The organism is Draconibacterium sediminis, assembly GCF_000949475.1.
In the GTDB taxonomy this organism is placed as follows: domain Bacteria; phylum Bacteroidota; class Bacteroidia; order Bacteroidales; family Prolixibacteraceae; genus Draconibacterium; species Draconibacterium sediminis.
In genome coordinates this window covers 1,710,923-1,733,713 of the sequence record NZ_JRHC01000001.1, presented here as the reverse complement: position 1 = coordinate 1,733,713, position 22,791 = coordinate 1,710,923, and the positions used below count along the sequence as shown (strand labels likewise).

The window sequence follows — 22,791 nt, the reverse complement described above, 5'->3', positions numbered from 1 at the left end:
TTCATTTAAACATCCGTTTCAATTTCCCATAACTGTCCTTAATCCCAAATCGTAAACACCAGCTCTTTCCAATTCTGGCATTAGGCAAAAGAAGGCGGAATAAATGGACTGAAAGATTGCGCCGGAGGACAGTAAATTGGCAAGTGTTTTTCCAATACTTTGATGCCAAGTCTCCTTTCGAAGTATGAGGAAGGAGTATTGGCAGCAAAGAACACAAACCATTTCAAAACTCTTGTCAATTTGCTGGCTGCGTTTATGCCGTAAGCTTTTGACGTTTGCCTGAATTGAAATCAATTTGTTGAAGATTTGGGAAAACCTTATGATCTACATTCGGTGCCCCCTCCCCCTGTTCTTTTTCTTAATAGGCTTAAATCGTTGATTGGGTTCTCTTTTACGTTGTCTTTTTTCATCCTTCTCTGCCTGAAGTAATCCCTCTTTTATTAACTGAAAGAAAGCTTTATCCCGTGATGGATTATCAATAACAGCAAAGTATTCCTGCCTCTTATTCTCATCCAGCCTGTACTTGATTTTTGAATAGCTGAATTGCCGATCAATTTTGGAACCGTTAAATTTTAAATCATTTTTAGTAAACGAAATCCCCTGAACAACATTCGTATTCCCCCTGCATTTGTAGTTTACTGTTATCCCTACTTTTTTCAGTTTAGCTTCCAGTTCATCCATATCTTTGCATTGGGAAATCAGTTCTTTTAGACAATTATAAATCTCATATTTTGTTTTGTCAGGTTCTTTCAGCCGGTGAACCTTCACATTTTCTTTTCCCTTGGCAAAATACAAGTCATTCTTTCGTGTAAGCTCTTTACAGATCTTTTCACTACGGTAACGATCGTTTTTATTGGATATCGTTTTCCCCTGGTTGTTGACCCTGTTATATACAATGTGAATATGGGGATGCTCCTTATCGTAATGCCGGGCTATTATAACCTGGGTATTTATGATTCCCATTTTGTTTAGATAATCATCTGCAATTTTTAGAAGAAACTCATTATTCAACTTTGCTTTATCCTGAACCGAGAAATCCAGGGAAATATGACCTACCGGTTTGCTTACCCGCGAATTGAGTTCTGTTTGAGCAACAAAGCTTTTTGTAATCGAATTGGTATTTTTCAAACGTACGCCCTCTCCCATTAACAATTCAGCCGCTTTTTTTGGATCAAGAATATAATTTACTGCCCCGGCAAAATCACCACCTGTCGTAATCTTGGCAATCATAACATCTTATTTATGATTCGGTCAATCTTACGTGCTAGAAACAGGTATTCGCTCCGAATATGATCGTAACCAAGGGCATTGGCTTTTCGTGCGATCTGGTTGAGGTTATTGGCCATTCCTGAAAGTTTTCTAATCTCAGCATTCAGTTCGGGTGTCAGGCGTTGAACAACTGTTGCATTCATAATTGAACGCCTGATTAACTCACTTTGTGAAATTCCGGCTTCTTTCGATTTGCCAATTAGGCAGTAATATTCTACGGTCGACATTTTTACCGTTACCTTATATTTCATCTTCTCACCATCCAATTTTCGTGGACGTCCACCTTTGTTAAATTGCACCATATTTTATTACCATTTTTTAGACCAACGGGATGCTAAACATGGGTTTTGGTCTTACCAAAACATAAACTTGCTATCCTACCTCGAAAGGGTCTTTTTATGGAAATAAAGTTAGGTAACAGAACAGAGAAAGAAAACAGCAAATAAGCTCAATATCAGTCAAATAAAATTAATTCAAACGAAATTTGCACAAACAGAAAAATTATGAGTTTTAAGATAAAAAGTAATTATTAGTTTTATGATCTTATACTTTTGACAAAGTGTATGTATATAAACTTTCTATTCTGTTTTATATCTCCGGAACTATCGCTCCATATGTTAATTAAAGTTTCCCTTATGCTCTTTAGTGATAAATTTAGCGGTGTTGTTTTCTGTATTTTCCAATCTCCATGTCTTATCGCAAACACTTCTTATACGTGATAATAGAAGATATCTTGACGGTATGAAGCTAGCTATCTAAAGTTAAATCCTTTTCTCAAATATGACTAAGAACTGATTAAGGATGATGCCCCAATTTTGTATGGCCATCAACCATGTTCCCGCGTTTAGGAACAATCATGGGATTAAACGAAGCATCACGATCTCGTGGAACCTGAATGTTAGATTCTCCCAAGGAAGTGCGGACTTTCTTTTATGAATAGACATTACGGGCATTAGGGTTATCATACTTTTAATCTTTGTCATAGCCCAAATGAACATCAAGTGCGCCTTCGAGCATCTTTTCGATGCCTCGCTTCTGGGTCTGTTTCAGAAAATCATCATTTAATAAATCTTCTTTTTTGATTACTGTGTAAAGTTCAAAATTAAGCAAAAAAATACCGGGAGTGCAACTCCCGGTATTCCTATTTACACAGTTTATGAGATAGTGCTGTTAAGAGTGAAAAACTATTATAAACTACTCTTCTCTACACCCTCTTTCTCTATATCATCTCTCTTTTCAAGCTGGTTTTCTACCGGTTTGATTGTTTTCAAGTGTGTCGCAAGAATTTTGTTAAATGACTTTATGATGTCCGGATTTTCCGATGCAACATTGTATTTTTCAGAAGGATCAGTTGCAAGATTAAACAACATAGGGGGATCATGTTCTACGAACTTAGCTTCTGACGTATAAATATTCTCCAGTGTTTTATAATGTATTTTCCAATTTTCATGTCTAATAGCAAAAACTTTTTCTCCATGATAGTAAAAGATATTTTTACGCTCTGAATATCTATGATTGAAAAGAACATCGCTTATATCATAACCGTCATAAATTCGATCATTTGGAATTTCAATACCGGCAATTTTATTAATGGTCGGGAATAAATCCAATGTTGATCCTATTTGTTGAATTACACCTGGTTTAACTTTACCAGGCCACCAAAAGACTGCTGGTTCACGCATACCTCCTTCATACGATGTACCCTTCCCATCTCGAAGCAGTCCTGCAGACCCCCCGTTTTCGTTGAATACTAACCACGGACCATTGTCTGATGTAAATACTACCAAAGTGGTCTTATCTAGTCCCTCTTCTTTTAAGGTTTCAATTATGCGCCCAACACTCCAATCAATTTCCTGAATAACATCACCATATAAACCACGGGAACTTGTACCATCAAAATCTTCTGATGCGAATAGTGGCACATGTGGCATGGAATGAGCAAGATAAATGAAAAAGGGTGACTGTTTATTTTTTCTTATAAAATCTATAGTTTCCTCTGTATATCTTTTAGTGATTGTATTTTGATCTGCCGGCCGTTCAATAATGTCTCTGTTTCGCATTAACGGAACATTAAAGTATTTAATATCCGGATTATTACATACTTCACGCGCATTGACTCCTTCCGGGCGATCCATGTCGTTACTATATGGTATTCCAAAGTAAGAATCAAATCCATGATCCAATGGTTGAAAGCCTTCAAGATGACCTAAATGCCATTTGCCGATACACGCCGTTTTGTAGTTTTTTTGTTTTAGCAATTTAGCAATCGTGATTTCTGTTTGAGGCAATCCGCCTTTGGAATCTTGAAACAATACTCGTCTGTTATCGCTACACATTCCGCTACGTATTGGTAACCTTCCGGTTAACAAACCTGTTCGGCTCGGAGTACATACACTATTTGATGCATAAAAGTTTGTCCACTTTTGCCCTTCGTGTGCCAGACGGTCTAAATGTGGTGTTATTATAGTGGGATGACCATAACTGCTCATATCACCATACCCCATATCATCGGCAAAAATTACGATTACATTTGGCTTTTCGATACCACCTGCATTTACATTATTTTCGGTATTTATGTTGCAGGAACAAATACTTGCTGATAAAAGTGATCCAGCAAAAACTTTTATTAGTTTATTCATCTTGTTTAATTTTTATGAGGACTACTGCAGATGCACAATGACAACTGCTCATAATACCTGATAATTTCTACTTTACGTTCTTATTTATTACAATTCTTTGAAAACAACTTCATCTATATAACCCACCTGATTTCCTGTCTTGTAAAAATTCAGGATGATCTCGGAAACACCTTCACTAGGTTCATAAGTGCCAATAAATTTGACCCATGTATTTGTATCAGTGATCTCCATCTTAATTGGGTTAATTACATTCTCAAGGGCTCCTCCTTCTTTGGCTTTTTTAATTGTAAAAGCAATATTTGATTCTTCAATTTCCTTTCTAGCCCAATACGAATATTGATATGATTTACCAGGAGTAACAACTACTTTATGTCTCAGGACTATATCATGGCCAGTAAATGCCATACTTCGGTTACCAGAGTATATGCCAGCAGGGTCATATCGCTGTCCATCATTTAAGTGAACCCGGGGTGCGCAGTATTCAAGCGTTTCCCAATCCTTCCCATCTTCCTTCCAATTAGAAGGTGTATTTTCAAAATTGCCATCGACTAGAAGATTATCCGGATCACCTTCATCAACTCCTTCTGAGGTGGGGCCATAATCGTAGTTTGCACCCATTCCCACAACACCTCCGCCCTTTTTATAAACTCTTATATAATCAACTTCAAGTTGACTTGGCCAGGGCGTAGAATCGTCTGTTCCACCAGTCCAAAGAACTTCTCTCCCTACGTCCAATTGAAGAATCAAATACATTGAATTTTGGAGTTCAGTCATGCCAGAGCTTATATTTTTAGTTTCAATTAGTCGGCCATTGATATAATACTTTATCATTGAATTTTCTCGTTCAACGGTAATTTCATGCCACACTTGATGCATTGAGACTGAATTGAGGTATACCTTCCCTATCTGATCTTTTATAGAATTTGATTCATCCCAAAAATGTACAGTGTGATGAGAACGGTTGCTTTCAGACCCCAGTTGCTCAATAATGTCAATCTCTCCGCATTTGGGCCATCCCACTTCATCTTTATTGGTTCCCAACATCCAAAAAGCAGATTTGAGCCCATTCCCAGTTGGGAAACAAATTTTGGCAACTATTTTGCAACTGTCACTGATTGAAATCAAGTCCTTACCCAGAATTTTCCCACTCTCATATTTATCACCTACCTTATCAGCGGCAATGAATAAACTGCCATTTTTAACAGTAACACGTTCAGGTTTGTAAAGATTATCGACATGCTTTTGCCAGAATCCATCTTCCACTATCCAATACTCTGCATTTAAGGTACTCCCTTCAAATTCATCTGACCAAGCCAATTCCCAGTTATCAGCCATGTGTGTTGAGTCATTAGCGGTTTGATCATCAAGACCTTTAGCTGAAACTTCGAAATCCGATTTCGAACAAGCAAAATTGAAAACTATATGTAATAAAATGATATAAACTTTAAGTAGACTTTTCATATTATCCTATGGTATAAATTTATTATATATGACTTCTATATACATTATTTTTAGTATTCCAGATTTTTAAATACATAGCAATGAAGCCTAACAATCAGTTGATTACCTTCAATTCAACAAAACAACTACTTCTTCTCTTTATAAACTCGTAAATAGTCGAACTCAAGTTTTTTAGGCCAGTTCATATTCGGGTCAACTGATCCGGTCCAAAGCTTTTCATTACCAACATCCAACTGAATTATAAAGTACATTTCGCCATTCATTTCAGAATTTACATCTGATATATTTTTTTCATTTATTTTAACCCCGTCTATGAAATATATAATTTGATCGTTTGTTCTAATGATGCTAACATCCCGGAAAACATCAACCATCGTTCTATAATTTGTAAAATGGCATCCATTGTGCCCATATTTACTCTTGTCATCATTAAAGAAATGAATATTGTGATGCGATCTGTATGGATCTTTTCCAAGTTGCTCAATAATATCAAGTTCTCCACATTTTGGCCATCCTACTTCTGCTTTATTAGTACCTAACATCCAATATGCTGTTTTGAGCCCTGCTCCGGAAGGCATTTTCATCCTGGCTTCTATTTTAGTATTTACTCCTACTTCTACCTTATTAACTGATTCAAGCTTACCTGTTTCATAATGTTCATCAACCTTTTTCGCTGTAATAATTAATGATCCGTTTTTCACCTCAACCTGGTCGGGTTTATATAAACACTTTGGGTGCTTTTTCCAAAAACTATCCTGAACAGTCCAATTACTTGTGTCTACAGAGTTCCCATTAAATTCATCTGCCCAAATCAATTCCCATTTTTTATTTGAATTATTATCGAGTTCCTTTCGATTATAGCTTAATTCAAATTCATTTGTCCATTTTACTTCAGGTTTTCCAGTTTTGTCAATGTTTATGGGTAGCCAGAAATAGGAAGATTTATATTGCTCAATGGGATCCCATAGATCGTACATAGCAATGAATTGTTTTTCTGTTCCTGGTACTTTTAATATATATGTACACTGCCCACCAAAAGTGGTTTCTGCACCTATATCACTCATTGGATTCTTAGCACTTCCTTTTAAAAAGCCATTACTATAATCCAGTTCAGTCCATGGTCCTTCTATCGAAGTACTTGTTGCAAATTTTGGAGGTGTTGGATCCCATCCCTTGGTTCCTGAACCAAACATATAGTATTTTTCATTGTACTTAAATAAGGCAGGAGCTTCAAACCGTTCGGCAATTCCTTCACATCGTTTAAATCCGTCAATTGGGTTTAAGTAATCATCTGATAGTTTGCTGTAATACATTATATGACCAGGTTTGGCTGCAAAAAAGACATATGCTCTCCCTTTATCAACAAAGAGAGTATGATCACCGGCCCCTTCATCTGAAAAACCTGCGAGATATCTATGGCTATAACTGAATGGTCCTCTGGGATTATCACTAGTAGCTACGCCATAGTACATCGGGGATCCATGTCGTGCAAATATTTCATCAGTTTGTTTTGATTTCAATTTAAAATGCATAACAAATCGTTTTGTAAATGAATTGTACAAAACCTTTGGGCGCTCTACAATACTTCCATATGCTAAAGGATCCGTTTCATCCTTATAGTTAACTGATAAAACGATTCCTTCATCTTTCCAGTTTTTAAGGTCCTTGGATGAATAACAATGAATGCCTGCCTCTGATAAACCACCTATGTAATCTTGCTTTGGAACTTCATCCAGATAGCTGCATTTAATTTCACTAAAATCTTCAATTTTATGTTCTCCATACCAATAATAAATTCCATTATGAAAAGTTATAGAACCACCATGGGCATTAATATGGGTTCCATTATTATCAGGCCAGATTAGTCTATTTTCTATCTGTCCTTTTGCATTTTTCACAATGCAGTTTGTGCAAAAAATAAATGCAATAAAAATTATCGTCTTCATATTTATATTTAATGTTAAAAGATGATGTTTGAGGTAGAAATTAATTCTTCAAATAAATGCCTCATATTAACCATAATTAGGCAAAACATCAGAACCTTTGCAGGTTATTGCAAAGCAAATCCATTCACATATACGCAGGCAAGTTATTGGTGTAAAAGGAGTAAAAGATGTAATTGAGTATACTCTCAATCACATCTTCTACTCGTCAATCTTTAACAGGGATTACTTCCATTCAGAATGCTGCTCAAGATTTGGATTATTATCAATTTCGCGTTGCGGAATAGGCCATACTTCAGTTCGTCCCTCCATATAAACTCTATTGTGGAAGATGACAGATCGATAGATTTCTTCCAGCTTATCCCACCTTTTCAAATCAAAAAAGTTTAAACCCTCGAAGCCAAACTCTACAGTTCTTTCATGGTGAAGAATTTCTCTTAATTCCTTCTGAGAAAGACCCGTGCCTTCAATATTTTTAATTTTTGGCATATTCACACTCGGACGCTGACGAACCAAATCAATCAGATCATATACCTCTTGCGTAAGAATATTTTGCTCAATTAATGCTTCCGCTCTCATTAATAAAACATCTGCATATCTAAATACCATAAAGTCTTGTGGCCCGTCATTATACTCCCCAAGAACATTTCGTTGATACTTTTGTATATCATATCCTGTAGGTGAATTACTGTTGATTGGTAAATTATCTACCCATTTTTCTGTTTTGTAAAGGACGGAAAAATCGAGCCGTGGATCTCTGTTATTGAAATTCATTGATGACGGATTATATAATGGTGATTGATCAATAGGCAAGCCATCTGTGCAATAAAAAGCGTTTATATATTCAGGAAGGGGCCTCATAGTACCACGAGTTACTCTTTTGTATGTCCCAGAGAATGCTTCTCCTTCTCCAAGTCCTGATTCAAAACGAATAGCAAAAATAGATTCTTCATTTCCCTCTGCTTCAACCGAAAAGAGTTTTCCAAAATCCGGAAATAAAGAAAATCTGCCACCATCTATAATTTCTTTTGCAGCATTACCAGCTACTGTCCAATCTTTAAAATACAGGTGAGCTCGTGCTTTCAACGCCAAAGCTCCCCACTTATCTACTCTGCCTGAATCATCTCCATTCCAACTATCCGGCAAGTTATTCACAGCAAAATCCACATCATCGTATATAATTTTTACGATTTCACTTTGGCTTGCTTTTTCCACAAAGCGTTCACTAAATTTTTGTTCATGGGCTATCAAAGGAACATCACGGTATAACATTGTTAGGGTTAAGTATGCCAACGCTCTGACAAATTTTGCTTCAGCCTCAATTTGATTTGCCCGGTTATCACTTAATCCATCAATATCAGCTTGGACATTATCAATTACCAGATTTGCTCTATTAACCACATTATAATATCCTTTCCAAATTATATTGTAATAATCATTCTCGGTGGTAGCACCTCCCTCTGTGATAATAAGGCCATCTGTCTGCCATTGGAAATAACCAATACCTCCAAAACCATCAAATTCCCGAAATCTGGCTCCATAAACAGTACCAGCCTGAAGAGTATTATAAACTCCTGTCAATGCCAATTCAGCATCGGATTCAGATGTCCAGAATGTATTTTCTGATATCTCATTGGGATTATAAAGTTCCAACTGGTCATTACAACCATATGCTGTCATTAAAATGACTGTAATTATTATGATATATTTTTTCATTGTTGTTGATTTTAGAATTCACAATTTATTCCAAACTGAACTACTTTTGTCTGCGGATAGGACTCATTGCGAACATCATTTGTCCGCTTCTCGGGATCATAATTTTTCAATTTCGTCCATGTAAACAAATTCTGTCCTCCTGCATAAAGCCTTAATTTTGAAATTTTGAATTTACTGGTCAGAGCATTAGGCAGAGTATAACCAATCTCAATATTTTTTAACCTCAGATAGGATGCATCTTCAAGCCAAAAACTTGAAACCAATTCATTTTGTTCCCAAACAGTTCTTAGCCGCGGTAATTGCGAATCCGGATTTTCCGGTGTCCAACGATCGAGCCACCTGGTTGTCCAAGTATAATAAGCATTATTAGAACCTGTATTTTCAGCCGTCTCACTGGAATAAATATCTACATTTTTAACACCCTGAAAAAATGCGTTAGCATCAAATCCTTTGAAGTTTAATCCCAAATTAAAACCATATACATATTCAGGGAAACTATTCCCAATTATTGTGCGATCGTAACTGTCAATTATTCCATCCGGCTCACCGTTTGGACCAGAAAGGTCGGCATAATGTATGTCTCCAAGTGTTGTTTGATTATGTTGAAATGCAGCATTCTGAAGCTCTTCTTCGGCTTTAAATATCCCAATGGCTTTCAAACCGAACCATGATCCGAAAGGCTCACCTTCTCTGTGGATACGGTTATCCAGATAAAACTCTTGCCCTTTTAAATCAATAATCTCATTTTTAACATTTGAAATATTAAAGCTGATATTGTAAGTTAACTTATTAAAACTATTTCGGTAAGAAATTACTGCTTCCCAGCCTTTGTTTTGGATAGTTGCATCATTCACATAAGGTGCAGAAACATTTCCCAGTGTGCCTGGAATTGGTAACTGAATCAGAACATCATTTGTGATTTTGTCAAAATAATCAAAATTTACATTCAACCGTTTAAAAAGAGTTGCATCCAAGCCTATATTAAAAGTCTCAGCACTCTCCCATGTTGCTGCATTGTTTGCAATATTTGTAACAGCAACTCCACCGGTTAGGCTTGGAACACTCCCAAACAAGTAGTTCTGTCCAACGTCGTAAGTTTGTATATATGGATAGCTGTCATTAATATTCTGGTTCCCAAGCAATCCCCAGCTTCCCCTAAGTTTTAATTGGTCTAACCAACTAAGCCCTGAAAGAAAATTTTCTTTTGAGACAATCCATCCTGCCGAAACTGAAGGGAATACGCCCCATCGATTCTCTTCATTAAATCGAGAAGAGCCATCGTACCTCACATTACCCTCAAATAGATACTTTTCATTGAAAATATAGTTTACTCTTCCAAACCAAGACTCAAGCGCATTACTCCACTTACTCCCAGAAACACTAAAATTTGCAGAAGTGGCATTTAAAACTTTTATTGTGTTGTTTGGAAGATCTTCGCCATAAGCTGAATACTGGTTTGTATTAAGTTTATAAAAACTATAACCTGCCAAAAATTTAAAGTCATGTTTATCGGCAAACAATTTTTCGTAGGTTAAAAAAGTTTCATTCTGATATTCTTCCCGATTAAATGCAGTATTTCTTAATGCATTTTTCCCAGTGTCAACAACTAAATCACCATTGTCATCATATATAATCTGACGTTTGTTCCAAATTTCCTGATCCCTGTTCAGGTAATTATAGGAAAGCTGAGTTTTCAGGGTTAATCCATGTGCCAGTTGAATTGAAGCATAAACACTGGAAATTATACGTCTTGAAAGCTCGTCGTCTGTTCCGCCATCAGCAATGCGCAGAGGGTTTTGGATTGTATTATATCCAGGAACATTATCAAATTCAGAAAAGTAACCCCCGCTTTGATAATAAACCGGGGCTGAAGGTGGAGTCCTAACTAATCTGCGCATTATAGATCCATCGGTACCTCCAACAGAGCCCAGAAATTGATTATTATTCGTGCGGTATCCATTCAGGTTCATGCCAATTCTCAAAAAATTTGTGATATCATAATCAACACGCCCCCTGAAATTAATCCTTTCCGTGCCGGTTTTTATCATTATACCATCTTGCTTCAAATACCCCAACGAGAGTGTCGTGCTGAGCTTTTCATCCCCTTTATTAAAAGTCAAGGTATGGCTTGTCAGTGGTGCGGTTCTGAAAGTTTGATCTATCCAGTCAACGTTATCAAATCCATCATATGGATCATCATTCATCATCAGTGAGATTTGTTCCTCAGAAAAATATGGAGCCTGTCCACCATTGATTCTTGCTTCATTTGCTAAACGCGCATATTGCTCAGCATTTACTAATTCAGGCAATACGGTAGCACTTTGGAATCCATAATAAGAATCCAGCCGAATCCCTGATTTTTGATTTTTACCTTCTTTTGAAGTTATTAGTATGACACCATTTGCAGCTCTGGAACCGTAAATTGCGGCGGATGCAGCATCTTTTAAAACACTTATATTTTTGATGTCATTTGGATTCAAAGAGGCCATATCCTGTAGAGTAATTGATACACCGTCCATTATGATGAGTGGTGAGGAATTTTGAAATGAACCGATACCGCGGACCAAAATATTTCCCTGATCAGCTCCGGGTTGGCCTCCCGGTGAAGAGATAAACACGCCAGGAGCAACACCTTGCAATGAGTTTACCATGTTTGAGGTGGGTCTGTTTGATAATTCTTCCATGTTTACAGAAGCTACCGCACCGGTAAGGTTCTCTTTCTTTTGAATTCCATAACCTACTGCCACCACTTCTTCAATACCAATAGCATCTGCAGCCAATTCTATGTTGATAGAGGTTTGCTCTCCAACCAAGACTTCCAGAGTTGTCATCCCTACAAACGAGAATATCAAAACATCATCGCTTGTAACATCCGACAAACTAAAATTTCCGTCCACATTGGTAACGGTTCCATTATTGGTTCCTTTTATAATTACAGTTACACCGGGAAGTGGTTCTCTCTGTTCGTTGGTTACTTTTCCTGTAACCAATTTTTGATCTGCTCCTGACTGATATGATCCCTTGCTCGTTTCCGTTGCCTTAATGGCAATATATTTATCAAAAGCTTCATAGCTTAGTTGCAAATCAGGAAGTATTTCGTCTAATACTTCAAATACATTTTTCCGCTCAACATCAATGTTGATTTTTTGTTTCCCGGCTAAATCCTCGCTTTTATAAAAGAAATGGTAGCTCGAGTTCTCTTCAAGGTTTCGAAGAACATCTTCAATACTTGTGTTTTCCATTTTCAAATTGAACTTTGCTTGCCCCACCGAAGGAAGTGCAAGAACCTGAATAACACTAAATAGGCATAGAAATAAAGTTATTTTCATAATCCTAAATACTTTTTGAAACCAATTGCGGTTTCGACAATAAATTTTTTTCATAAATTTGAAATGTTTACGATTAATACTCATCTTCTTGCGGAAGACTAATTGTAAATAAATACGGACCGGGAAATACTACCAATATTTCCTGGTCTTCTTGTTTACATTTACATAGGCTTGTTTTTTAAGTGAATTATACTTGGTTTATTATTAATGATTTCAATTGAATATTCGATGCCAGTTGTGTATTTTAGAATTTCCAATACCTGGTCGATTGGTTTACTTTTAAGTATTGTTCCTGTATATCTCAACTGTTTGATTTTCTCATCGTCGAAAACTACATTAACATTATACCAACGTTCAAACTTTTCTGCAATTTCTTCTAATGTCTCATCCTTAAACACCAGATAACCATCTTTCCATGAGGTGTAAAATTCGGTGTCAACTTTGCTAATGTTTATTTTCTTTTGAGTTAGGTTGAACTCTGCATTTTCGCCCGGAGCAAGCTCAGTAAGTACTTCACCAGCATTGTTTTGTAAATTAATTTTTCCTTCAACCAAGGTTATGTTTACATCTCTTGCCTCCTCATAGGCTTCCATATTAAAACTTGTTCCCAGAACCTTTACAGTTAGGTTCGTGGTTTTAACATGAAAAGGATTTTCAGAATTGTGTGTTACATCAAAATACGCTTCTCCACTAAGTTGTACATCACGTGTTTCTCCATCGAATTGAGCTGGATAAGTCAATTTTGTCCCCGAGTTCAACCACACATGCGTATTATCAGATAGATACACTTCGGCACTTTCACCTTCCGGTACTATTATCTCATTCAGAGCATACTCTGGTACTTCTTGTTTCCCAATTAAATAAACGGATATGCTACCTACTAAAAATGCTAATACAAAAATTGCTGCATATTTTGTTAAACTCAAGAGAATGCTTCGCTTACGGTTGAGGGAAACGACTTTGCCTTGTTTTACAGAAACGTACGAATCGTAATTAGCAAAACCAGCTATAGCCCATAGGTTTTTTAAAGTTTCAAATTCTTCTTTGTTTTCTGCTGAAGCCTCAATCCAACTTACAATCTCTTCAATTTCGGTTTGATTTACAAGTTGATTTAAAGCGAATTTATGTAGTTTTTCCTTATTCATTTCAGTGCTTTTATTAATAAGTACGGTGAGAGTATAAATACCCTATGATTATTTTGAAAAAAAAATTGGATATGGGATTATGAAGACCGAAATATTTTCAACCAGGGAGTTAAACAACGGTTTCGAGAATCAAGCATGCTGTAGCCAAAATCTAAAAAAACACGATTGGTAGATAATGTTTTAATGCAGGACGTAAGAGTTTTAGTGATTTGGTTACTGCAGCTTCAACAGTTTTAATGGAGATATTCAGTTCTTCAGCAATTTCGCGGTTCTTTTTGTTTTCAAAACGGCTCATCTCAAAAATTTGGCGCGATTGTGAAGGAAGTTTTTCAAGGATCTGCTTGATTATTTTGTTTATCTCCTCAAAAATAATTGGAGATGTATCTAATTGAGCTAAAGAATCCTTTATAACTTCTAATTGACGGTATTGCAATGTATTGGCATGCTTCTGACGTACTTTCAGATATTCAATCTTCTTCAAACACTGATTCTTTGTCAATGTGAATAACCAAGAAGATAGATTTTTGACTTCTGAAAATTTTTCATGGTCTTCCCAAACCACAGAAAAAACATCCTGTACTACATCTCTGGCCTGCTCGCGATTGTTTAAATAATGCATTGAAAAATGTAGCAAACGATGGTGATAAACGTTTACCAATTGAGCAAAAGCCAATGAGTCGCCTCTTGCAAGCTTTTGTAATAGCTCTATCTCGTTAAGGTCCGTCAAGTTAAAATTAAGTTAGTACAACAAAAATATATTTTATTTATGAATAAGAAATGATTATTTTAAAAGATACATTATTCTCCAATCGAGCTCCATTAAAGGACCTGTTTCTATTTAAGAAACAACCACGTTTCGATAAGATTCTAAGGTAGATTGTTGCTCTCACAGGAATTAAGGAGCTACAAGTATAATCAAACTTGGATAAATTGATGAATATAAGTAAGGATGGTTAAACAAAATTCATTAATAATTGTCTCGATCCTACTTTCATAATCTTTAAAGCTCTTGAAATAATTACCTATAGCTAATATGAGACTAAACTGAAAATAAGTTGATTATCCTTTCAAAATTTCCTATTTTGAGCTCAAATAAGTAAAGTTCTTTAAATGTGAACTAAACGGTGACCCGTAAAAATCAGACTTCAGTAAATCACTGATATAAAGGCATTAATGGGACTAGGTTCAAATCCTGTCATCCCGACAACATGAAACCTTTCCGCTTTTGCGGTAAGGTTTTCTTTTTGGAATAAAACTCGATATCAATTGAAGTGAAATCCCAAAAAGAAAACGCTTCGAACGAAGTGAAAGAAAGGTTTTAGGTTGAGCATCCCTCCCTTTTTAGGATTCATTGTCAAATAAATCCTGTCATCGCTCAAATAAGCAAGTAGTATAAAATACACCATAAAAAACCATTGTAGTTACACCGATTTTTTATTTAGCATGATTTTGAGTACCATTTTATCGGTTTCTGTCATACCTTCAGAGCCAATGGCATTCAGGTTATTTATCGTTTTATCAACATCTTCGTCGGCAATTCCTTCCAATGAACTTACTACTTTATTATCCATCGCCATCATAGCCGAAAAAGTTGCTGACGATGCGGCATTCGAAACTTTAAGCGCACAACTTGGTTTGGCGCCATCGCAAATAACACCGGCAATATTACCAATCATGTTTTTAATTGAAAAAGCAACTTGCTCCCGGGTTCCTCCCATTAAATAAGTAATACCACAAGCTGCCCCAATTCCGGCCACTGTTACCCCACAAAGCCCCGACAAACGGCCCAATCCCCGCTTAATATAAATAACCATTAAGTGGCTTAAAGTCAGGGCGCGGATTAACTGATATCTCGTTTTATTCATTTCCTCGGCAAACACCACAACTGGTAATGTAGCTGTAATCCCCTGGTTTCCACTTCCGGAATTACTCATTACCGGAACCATAGCTCCCGCCATACGAACGTCGCAGGCAGCGGCGGTTACCGCAACCAGCTTATTATAAACACTGTCGCCCATGATATTTATGTACGATTTGCTTTGAATAACCCGTGCAACAGAATGACCGAAAAGTCCGCTTGAAGATTCATCTGCGGCCAATTTGTTTAATACTGCCGCCTGCTGGATAAACTCCAAATCTTCCAAAGGCGTTGTTGTTGCAAAATCATATATTTTATTGAAATTCAGCTCCACCTGATTCACATCTGTTTGTTGCTCGTTATTATCGAACAATTCATCGAGAAGAACAGTATCATTGGCTTTAACATAGGCAATGTTAGTGTGCGTGCCACAAATTATCGCTTTGGATTTTGTGTTTTCACCAAAACAACAAGCTTCAATATACAATTTGTCGGGGGCATCCTCTTTCAGATGGACAAAGATTTGTTTGCTGTCAACAAATTGTTTGGCTTCTTCCAGTTTTACTGGGTTCAGGTCTTTTAATACTTCAAGTCCGTATTCCGATTTCCCAACAACAATACCCAATGCAATTGCAATAGGCAAGCCAATCATTCCGGTACCGGGAATGCCAACTCCCATCGAATTTTTAATGATATTGGAACTTAAATAAACCTCGCACCTGATAACTTTTTCATCAATATGCTCTTTCGCTTTTGATACGGCCAGTGCAACCGCAATTGGCTCTGTGCAACCAATTGCCGGAACTACCTCTTTATGTAATAAGTCTAATAATTCTGAATATTTTGTCTGTAGCATCTGTTGAATGTTTTTACTTTATTTCAGTGCTGCCGCTTTTATCTCTCTGATTGAATAAAACGCACGTTGATATTACACGTATCATGATATTACGCTAACATACACAGGTGAATTTGCATGACAAATCACCTGTTCTGTTATCATTTCAAAAGTTTTTGTAACACATCAGGCATTTAGGGACAATTCCCTAACAGAGAACGGACATAGCCCTCAACCGGCAGGCTCAAATAAATATAGAAATAATGCCGTTAGCCGGATTGATAGTTGTTTTTTGAATTGAATTTAGTTTCCAAGAAGTTCTTCTAACTTTTTGCCCAGCTCTTCTCCACGGACATCCTCCGCAATCAGCTGCCCCTTGTTATCAATAAGGTAAGTGGTTGGAACGGATTTCACTTTATACAGTGCAGAAATATCCAGATCATTAAAGTTTGGCCACTCTAAATTTTCATCAGTTACTGCTTTTTCCCATGCTTTCGGGTTAGTGTCAATCGACAAGCCAATTACTTCAAAACCCTTTGCCGCATATTTTTCATAGTTGGCTTTTACGTTCGGAAGTTCCTTGCGGCAAGGCGCACACCATGATGCCCAAAAGTCGATCAGGATTACCTTTTTGTCTTTAATAAGGTCATTCAAACTAACTTTATTCCCGTCAGCATCGACCGTTGTAAACTCAGGAACTGTTTCCCCAGCGCGGTTGGCCGGATACAGATCTTCGGCAACCATTTTGCCATAGTAGCTTTCCCGTGCTTCTATTGACATGTTTTCAAAAGCGGGACGGGCATCGGGTGTTAGATATGCATAGAGGTTTAACATCATTAAAGGCCCCCAATAGGTTTCTTTATTGGCATCAAACACGTAGTTGAAACGTTGTTCAACCGTAGCAATAAAATTCTTGTCTGCTTCTCTGAATTCGATGTATCGCGGAAGGGACATCACAGAATCTATCATCGCCTGGTTCCTGGATGCACTGGCTTTAGCCAAAAGTGCCTGAACATCGGCAAAATCCTTGTGTAATGCCTGATATGTCTTATCCAGCTCATCTCTTACAGCAAGCTGACTGTATAAATAGTCGTTACTTTTTGATCCCGTTACTTCTATTTCACTAAAACCGGAAGTTTCTGAAACTCCATCTCGTCCTGGGCGTTTCACTACCTTACCTTTTACTTTAATTGATGCATTCTCAATCATTATCCGGTAATAATCTTCTTTATTGCCCAACACCAGGTAGTATTCACGAGGCTCAGGAACTTCGCCAATAAAACTAAATTCGCCACTTTCAATAATGGTTTCCGCTTCCGGCTTAATATCATACATGGCATAGGGAACCAGGGCTATTTTTGTACCATCTTCGGCACCTGTTAACTCGCCATTGAGTTTGTAACCGGTATCCGACTGCTGGCACGAAACAAACAACGCGATTAATAAAATATAAGCTACTTTGACCATTAAATTTTTCATCTCTTCTTTTTCTTGAGCAATTCAAACAAGCTCCCAACAGGTAAATATTGAACTTACCTGTTGGGCAACTTCTTGCGCTGTTTAATTAATACTTCTTTTATTTTTCTACATTTTGAACCATACTTCCATTTCCGGGATTGTCAATGGCTCCCTGCGGGAAAGGCATTGTCCACATGTGAGATTCGGGTGACAAGGTCAAGGTTTCTCCATCAACCACTTTCGATAGTGTTATGGAATAAGTACCTTCCTGGTTCAACCGGCGTATATCACAAAAGGGAGTGAGAGTAAGAATTAATTCATTCCTTTTTGTTTGTATAATTTTTGCCATTGCCCCGGCCGTATTTGCTGCTGTAAGATCTGAATATTCTTCCGGCAAAATACGTGTTTTTCTCACTGCATTAAGTACCTCCATCGCCCCGTTAACATCACCGCTTCGGGCAAGGCATTCGGCTTTAATCAGATAAACCTCAACGGTGGTTATTCCGCCATAGTTAAAGTAGCCCTGTAAAGTTCCGTAATAGTAAGTATCTGCTCCTACAGTGCGTAATTTCCAGCGTGACAGGAAACGTGCATCACCCTCTTCAAACGAAGCAGCACGCTCTGTTGTCAGCGATTTTTCTGAGGAAGAATAATACGTGCTTCCATGACGATAAGAATAGTTTTCGATATAGTCGAATCCCATTGGCGATGCAGTACGAATGTATGAGTCAGGATTTGTAATCAGATCTTTATTTGCCTCATAGTAAGTTGTCCAATCGAAAAGTACATCGCTTTCATCAAGCGCTTTATTGGCAAATTCCAACGCCTTATCGTAATTATTCATTTGCAAATACACCCGCGCATAAAATGCGTAAGCTGTTCCAAGATTGGGGTGCAAAACAGTAGCGGCTACTTCGGGCAGATACGGAAGCGCTTCCTCCATATCCGTCAAAATAAAATCATACATTTCCTGAATTGTTACCTGTGTATAGGCGGCATTAACATCGGCGCTTGTAATCAGCGGAACAGACAGTTTTTCAGACGCCGTTGCTGCCTCGTACGTATCAGCATAATAATTTACCAGGTTGAAATAAGTCATTGCACGCAGAACTTTTGCCTGGGCCCAAACCTCTTTTTGTTCGCTTTCGCTCGCTTCTGTTGAAGTTAATGCATTTGAAATGATTAGATTAAATGCATTAATAGCCGAATAACTGGCGTAATAAGTTGTTTCATCTGAGTTGTTTAATGCAACCCGATCGGCCGATTCGTCCCAAAAATAGTTCGCTTCGTATAAAGGGTAGTACGACAACGATGAAGGGGATACCCATTGGTCATTCAACAGAATTAGAGCTTGATTTACATCAACCCGGTGGTTCCCGTATTCATAGCGAATCATAGCCTCAAAATCGGCTAAAGTTTCCGGAATTTTTTCTCCTTTTGGTATAACTCCCAGGTATTCGTCGCAAGCGGTGAATCCTAAAGTTAAGAGCAAGGCGCTCAGCAATGTTATTTTTTGAAATATTTTTATCATGATTAATTCAATTTAGTATTAAAAATTAACGTTGATACCAAACACGTAATTCGGCGACCTGTATCCACCAAGCATGTATTTCGCGTCATCACTTTTTGCGAGTGTAAATACATTTTCCACGTTGAAATTCAGACGAACACTCTGCAATTTCAGTTTTGTCAGTAAATTTTCCGGTATATTATAAGCCAGAGAAACATTGCTCAATCGGATATTCGAGGCATTCAAAACATTTGCACTCGAGTTGGAATAGATGGAATACAATGCATAATTAAATTCGCTGTCGTATTCGTAAACAGTGCGTGGCACATCGGTTGTCAGCTCATCGCCGGGTTGTTGCCAGCGTTCGTTAATCCGGTTGTTACCAACAGCAATATTGGTAATGTAACCTCCGGCCTGCCATACATAGCTGTTACCCAGCATAGGCAAATAGGTGTTGCGGATTTTGTGTCCCAGCTGGTAAATAAATAAAGCTGATAAATCGAAGTTCTTATAGCGGAATGATGTATTAAACGACCCGCTGTGTTTTGGAACGGTAGTTCCCAGGTTTTCAATCGATTCCAAATCGGAAGGTTGATACGTAAGTGCGTTGCCTTCGCTGTCATAAACCTGTGGCAAGCCGGTTTCACTTAAACCTGCCCACTTGTATCCATAAATTGAATTATATGGAGTTCCGATTCTTGGAAATTCACTTGGATAATCAAGCTGCAGAAAATAAACCGGGGCCTCCACATTTACATAAGTAACTTTGTTTTTATTGTAGCCATAAAGCAAAGAGGCGTTCCATCCAAAATCGCTGGTTTTAATGATTTCTCCATTCAGCGTTAATTCGATACCACGGTTTTGCATTTCTCCATTATTGATGGTATAGGTTGAATATCCCCAACCTTCGGTAGGAACACCTTGAGTATTGGCCAACAAATCAGAACCTTTTTTATTGTAGAACTCCACGGTTCCCGAAAGTCGTTGTTTTAAGACTGAAAAATCAACCCCAATGTTTGTTGTTGCTGTTTTCTCCCACGATAACTCCGGATTCGGACGGCTTCTTACATAACCATATGTGCCTCCAACTGTAGAGCTCGGGAAATAGTATGCCGTCATATAAGGAGCGGAGTTTTTTGCAATATTACCGCCGATTCCGTAAGAAAAGCGAAGTTTTAACATATCAACCGATGAAAGTTGAAAGAAATCTTCCTTAGAAACATTCCATGATGCTCCTGCCGACCATGTTGGCTTATTTTGGTATTTGTTGTCGGTACCCCACAAATTCGAGCGATCCCAACGTAAGCTTCCGGTTGCGGTATATTTCCCGTCGTAAGTATATCCGGCATTTCCATAAAACGAAACAAAACGGTTTACCAGTTCGCGTATCACCGCAAAATCGCTGTTACTCATACTTGAACCTCCAAGTAACGAACCGTAGAAACTAGTCAAACTGTTTTGGTCAACCGGAGTAAAACTTAAAATATCAGCGTCGTAATTGTACAAGGTATTTCCGCGATATTCCAGTTTCGAATTTCGGGTTTCGGTACCTGCAATAACTGTTAAGTCGTGTTTTTCAGCAAACGTTTTACTAAAGTCGATTTGTTGTCTGAAGTTGTAAGAATTAGAGTATTGCTGAACTTCGTTGTATATATCTCCGTAAGGCAAATTATAAACCAGGTTCCCTGAGTTTAAAGAAGCCATTCGGTTAACCAGGTTTCGAACAGCATACGACTTTTTATTCTTCAATTGTTCGGTTCGGTCAACAGCATATTCGTACTGAAACATTGCATTGTATTTCAACCAATCGGTAATGTTAATGTTCAGTTTTACATTAGTACGGTTGGCGAAATTTTTGCTCTGTTGTAAATTCATGCCCAATTCGTCTAACGGTGTAATATCCATATTATATAAACCGTAGTTATTAATGGCATCAATGGTTGATTGGCTCAGTCGCGATTCAGCAGTTGAAACAAAAGGATTACCGGAATCGTCAACCAAACGGTTGTATGGCTGATAAACAAAACCTGGTGCCAGCGGATTATAAGTTTGAGCTGTACCTTTTTGATAACTAAAGTAGTTACCTAAATTAACAGACAACCACTTTGTAATATCGGTTGTGTTCCTCATATCCACGCCAACTGATTGATCTTTCGAATATATATCTTCAAATTTGTTGTTCTTATAGGTTACTGACGCCATGAAATTATTCTGATCGGTAGCCTTACCTATGCTAACATTATATTGTTGGTAGAACTTATTTTGTTTGGCGTATTTTTCAACATCGTTGTAATACTGGTAACCCATACCTTTTAATGCACTCAGTTGACTGCTCATCTCTGCCTCAGACTGATTTCCGGCATAATAATTCAAAATAGATTGCATACCCTGGCTTGTAAAAACAGCATTGGTAAGGAGCGATTGTGCATAAGTAGCAGCACTTCCATCAGTGGCCTGCAACTTTGGATTTCCTGTTGCCCACTCTTGTTCAAGCCCAACAATGTCTCCAGCATCGGTAAGGGTCTCAGTATAATAACGATAAGGCGATACGGTAAGGTTTGAAGAGAAACTTACATTTGTTTGCCCTTTTGATGCTTTTCGGGTCATAATTACAACCACGCCGTTTGCCGCACGTGCACCATAAATTGAAGTTGCGGCGGCATCTTTAAGCACAGTTATACTTTCAATATCTTCAAGGTTTAAATCAGGAAGATTTTCAACCAAAGAACCGTATTGGGTGTAACGTGTGTTTTCAACCGGGAAACCATCGATAACATACAAAGGAGTTGTTAAACCTTGCATTGAAGTAACGCCCCTTATCACTCCATCGCTAAAACCGGCAATTTGTCCTTCAAGCACTGTATTCAAATCGCTTAAACGTTTTTGTTCTATCTGGTCGCTTTTCAGTTTTACAAATGAACCTGTTGAACGTTCTCTCGATATGGTTTGATAACCGGTTACCATAACTTCATCTAATCCGGCAATATCCTGTGTTAAAGCAATATCAAAATTTGTTTGGTTACCAATCTCAATTTCTTCATTTAAATACCCTACGCTCGACACAACCAGTGTAGAATAATCTCCTTCCTCTGCTTCAAATTCAAATTCACCATTTTCATTGGTAGCGGCACCAATGGTTGTATTTTTAATAACAACCGCAGCAAACGGAACGGGTTTACCTTCTTCATCAATTACTTTACCTGAGAATTTGATTTTTTTCTGCTCAGCCGGTTCAGTAACATTGTTTGGTTTTGTTTTCCCGGGAGCAGGGGTAATAACTACTACATTATTGACTACTTGGTAGTCAAGGTCGTAGTTTTTTAAAACCTCATCCAAAATTTGTTCAACCGTAGCATTTTCAAAATTTGCGGTAATATTCTCAACTACCGCCACTACTTCATCATTATAAACGAACTGAAATTCGCTCTGCTCAGCCAATTTATCAAAAACACTTTCGAGCGTGGTGTTTTTTACATTAACTGATAATTTCGCGCTCTGCGAATAAACCGAAGCCATTGTGCTAACGGAGAAAAGCAGCGTAAGAATAACAGTAAGCCTCATAATTAAAAACAGCTTTTTAACTTTCGAAAAATGTTCCGAAAGATAGTTTACACTTCGTTTTTTCATA

13 protein-coding genes and 1 pseudogene are annotated in these 22,791 nt (G+C 37.6%); all 14 read right to left on the bottom strand.

Annotated features, from left to right (window positions below; all coding sequences use genetic code 11):
• Positions 1-324: 324 nt before the first annotated feature.
• Positions 325-1,230 carry a relaxase/mobilization nuclease domain-containing protein gene (locus LH29_RS06950; protein ID WP_045027121.1) on the bottom strand — a complete coding sequence of 302 codons (906 nt, stop codon included), beginning with the start codon at positions 1,228-1,230 and terminating at the stop codon, positions 325-327.
• Positions 1,227-1,571, bottom strand: a complete 345-nt coding sequence (locus LH29_RS06945; protein WP_045027119.1) for a MobC family plasmid mobilization relaxosome protein — start codon at positions 1,569-1,571, stop codon at positions 1,227-1,229. The genes LH29_RS06950 and LH29_RS06945 overlap by 4 nt, the downstream gene beginning before the upstream one ends.
• A gap of 520 nt (positions 1,572-2,091) precedes the next feature.
• Positions 2,092-2,328 (bottom strand): annotated as a pseudogene (locus tag LH29_RS25200) (transposase); the annotation flags it as partial.
• Between the two features lie 128 nt (positions 2,329-2,456).
• Entirely contained in the window at positions 2,457-3,908 is a 1,452-nt protein-coding gene (locus tag LH29_RS06935; RefSeq protein ID WP_052670650.1) for a sulfatase family protein, read from the bottom strand.
• Positions 3,909-3,995: 87 nt separating this feature from the next.
• Positions 3,996-5,369, bottom strand: coding sequence for a carbohydrate binding domain-containing protein (locus LH29_RS06930; RefSeq protein ID WP_045027116.1), 1,374 nt, complete (start codon positions 5,367-5,369; stop codon positions 3,996-3,998).
• A gap of 125 nt (positions 5,370-5,494) precedes the next feature.
• The gene (locus tag LH29_RS23695; RefSeq protein WP_052670649.1) at positions 5,495-7,315 is read right to left on the bottom strand and encodes a family 43 glycosylhydrolase; all 1,821 of its coding nucleotides are present in this window, start codon (positions 7,313-7,315) and stop codon (positions 5,495-5,497) included.
• A 222-nt stretch (positions 7,316-7,537) separates the two neighbouring features.
• Entirely contained in the window at positions 7,538-9,028 is a 1,491-nt protein-coding gene (locus LH29_RS06920) for a RagB/SusD family nutrient uptake outer membrane protein (RefSeq protein ID WP_045027114.1), read from the bottom strand.
• A gap of 11 nt (positions 9,029-9,039) precedes the next feature.
• Complete coding sequence (locus LH29_RS06915) at positions 9,040-12,411, bottom strand: TonB-dependent receptor (protein ID WP_045027112.1); 3,372 nt, start codon at positions 12,409-12,411, stop codon at positions 9,040-9,042.
• Positions 12,412-12,518: 107 nt separating this feature from the next.
• On the bottom strand, positions 12,519-13,502 hold the full coding sequence (locus LH29_RS06910; RefSeq protein ID WP_045027110.1) for a FecR family protein: 984 nt from the start codon (positions 13,500-13,502) through the stop codon (positions 12,519-12,521).
• Between the two features lie 151 nt (positions 13,503-13,653).
• Positions 13,654-14,229, bottom strand: a complete 576-nt coding sequence (locus LH29_RS06905) for an RNA polymerase sigma-70 factor (protein ID WP_045027107.1) — start codon at positions 14,227-14,229, stop codon at positions 13,654-13,656.
• A 694-nt stretch (positions 14,230-14,923) separates the two neighbouring features.
• On the bottom strand, positions 14,924-16,216 hold the full coding sequence (locus tag LH29_RS06900) for an L-cysteine desulfidase family protein (protein WP_045027105.1): 1,293 nt from the start codon (positions 16,214-16,216) through the stop codon (positions 14,924-14,926).
• Between the two features lie 282 nt (positions 16,217-16,498).
• Positions 16,499-17,674 (bottom strand): TlpA disulfide reductase family protein, encoded by a 1,176-nt coding sequence (locus LH29_RS06895; protein WP_045027102.1) that lies wholly within the window; start codon positions 17,672-17,674, stop codon positions 16,499-16,501.
• Between the two features lie 97 nt (positions 17,675-17,771).
• Positions 17,772-19,184 (bottom strand): RagB/SusD family nutrient uptake outer membrane protein, encoded by a 1,413-nt coding sequence (locus LH29_RS06890; RefSeq protein ID WP_045027099.1) that lies wholly within the window; start codon positions 19,182-19,184, stop codon positions 17,772-17,774.
• Positions 19,185-19,202: 18 nt separating this feature from the next.
• The gene (locus LH29_RS06885; RefSeq protein WP_045027096.1) at positions 19,203-22,790 is read right to left on the bottom strand and encodes a SusC/RagA family TonB-linked outer membrane protein; all 3,588 of its coding nucleotides are present in this window, start codon (positions 22,788-22,790) and stop codon (positions 19,203-19,205) included.
• Position 22,791: the final 1 nt, after the last annotated feature.